Source organism: Pedobacter sp. ASV12, from assembly GCF_016429155.1.
GTDB lineage: Bacteria > Bacteroidota > Bacteroidia > Sphingobacteriales > Sphingobacteriaceae > Pedobacter.
On sequence record NZ_JAELUC010000167.1, the window covers coordinates 1 to 2,275 of the forward strand.

General features: G+C 44.3%; 1 protein-coding gene and 1 pseudogene. Both read right to left on the reverse strand.

The window, feature by feature from the left end; translation table 11 throughout:
* Positions 1-485 (reverse strand): RagB/SusD family nutrient uptake outer membrane protein (locus tag JHD69_RS19490; protein ID WP_199142008.1); only part of this gene is annotated, 485 nt, incomplete at its 3' end.
* 7 nt (positions 486-492) lie between these two features.
* Positions 493-2,275, reverse strand: a pseudogene (locus JHD69_RS19495) (TonB-dependent receptor); the annotation flags it as partial.

Genomic DNA, 2,275 nt, shown 5'->3' on the forward strand with positions numbered 1-2,275 from the left:
GTGTAAGGCTTGGTAAACATGCGCATCAAGTCGAAATAATAAAATGCCCTCAGGCCATAAGCTTCGCCTTTAAGCCTTTTCAAAGACTTGTCGCTAAGGATCTGTCCGTATTTGTCCAAGCTTTCAAAATACTTGTTTGTATTGAGGATATTCAGGTACATGTTCGACCAGATACCGTCAATGATGGCCCTGGATTTTGCGTCGGAGTAATTATAGGTAGACATGGTATATTGGTTGTTGCCAGAGTTTACCAGGTAATATTGCGCCAGTACATCCATCGTGGTCATGGTTAAAACAGAACCGTACATTTCATTTGATCCGTTCTTGATGTAGAAACCATTCATGGCATCCTCAAATCCTTGGGGCGTAGCATAAAGCTGCTCTTCCACAAATTTGTTTTCAGGTTTTACATCTAACCACTTTTTGCATCCCGCCAAAGCCATAATAGCCAGTGCAACGCCGATATATATAAATTTCTTTTTCATGGTTTAATTATTTAAAAGTGGCTCTTATACTCATTGAAACTGATCTCGTAAATGGATAATCGATACCTCTTTCACGTTTCACTGTCGAAGCATAAAAAAGGTCGTTTGAATAGGCATTTAAGGTCAATGCAGAGAGGCTTACCTTATCTAGCCATTTTTGCCCCCTAAATTCGTAGCCCAAGTTGATCGATTCGCCGCTGAACGAATTTTCTGTCTGGATGAACCTTGACGAGACCGGGGTAGTTGAAGTGGCCGAAATGTTTTTGAATTCGGCAACGTCGCCGGGGTTTTTCCAACGTTGGTATAATGCCCGCTTATCTTGGTTATACCGCAACGAAGCATAAGAGATGTTCTCAACCTTTTCGTAAAGAGCGTTGTTAAACTGGTCGCGGTGCCAAATGTACCTGATAAACGCACCGAAACTGATGCCTTTGTATTTTATGGTGGTGCTGATTACGCCTTCTGCCTTGGGCCTCGATGAGCCTACGACTACCTGGTCGTTGGCATTGTAGTCGAACGTGTATTGGCCGTTTTGTTTCACAAACACTTCCTGACCGGTTGCCGGATCGATACCAAGCGATGGTACTGCCCATAAATCGTAGGCACTATAGCCGTCGCGGTACCTGGTTAACAAGTTGCTTTGTCTGAGCTCGGTATTTAAGGACGAAAGCTTGTTGTCGAATTTGCTGTATTTTTGTTTCAGCATGCTTCCTGTCAGCCCAATGGTCCATACAAATTTTCCAGGTTGGAAAATGGGCGAGAAGTTAACCGTGGCTTCCAAACCTTTATTCACAGAAGCTCCGGCATTGAAAGGATAATTGTTCAGGCCGGTAGACGAGGGCAAGGTAATGGCTACCACCAATGGATCGGTGTATTTGCGGTAGGCATTCAGTTGCAGATTCAGCCTGTTGTCTAATAAATTGGCATCCAAGCCCAAGCTAATTTGTTGGGTCGATTGCCATTCCAGGTCTGGAGCACCTAAAGCCGACAAGTATACCCCTTGTCCTATGCTATTGATGGTAGCGTAATAGTTGTAAACAGATTGGCTCACATTGCCAAAGTTTTGGTTGCCGGTAATACCGATATTGGCTCTCAGCTTCAGGAAATTAATCCACTTGATCCCCTTTAGGAAAGCTTCGTTATGCAAATTCCACGATAGGCCCCCCGCATAGTAAGGCTTGTACCTTTTGTTGGAGCCAAATGCTGTTGAGCCATCTACATTAAAGCTCAGGTCTACGTTATAGCGCTGGTTGTAAGAGTAATTGACAGAGGTTACAAAAGAATTCCTCCTGGTCAGCGAATTGGAAGCGTTTGGCGTAGATCCGCTGGCAAAGCCATACGCAAAAGATGGATTGCCATTGCTTGCGTTGGGAAAGCCTACGGCGTTATATCCGTTCAGCTTCTGGTTGTTTTGGGCCATCTCTACGCGCATATATCCTGTAAGCGAGTGCTTGGTTGCAATTACTTTCGAATAGGTGAGGCCAAGGTTAACATTGTAGCCGAGCGCACTTATTTTCTGATAAGCGTAAGAGCCTCTTAAAGTAGGGTCTGTTTCATTTTCAAATACAGTGTTTAGGGGCGACACAAAATTAATGGCCTCTGTATTGCCTTTGTTAATCTGGGCGTTGAGCTGCAGCCTTAGGTTTTTGTTCAAATCGGCAATGGCCTGAAAGTTGTTGGTAATGTTAAAATTCGAGTTGGTATTGAAGCTGCTTAACGAGGCATTGTAAAGCGGATTAGGGATCAACTCGTTGCCGTCGGTCAGGTCTGTTGCATAAACGGTAGGAGAG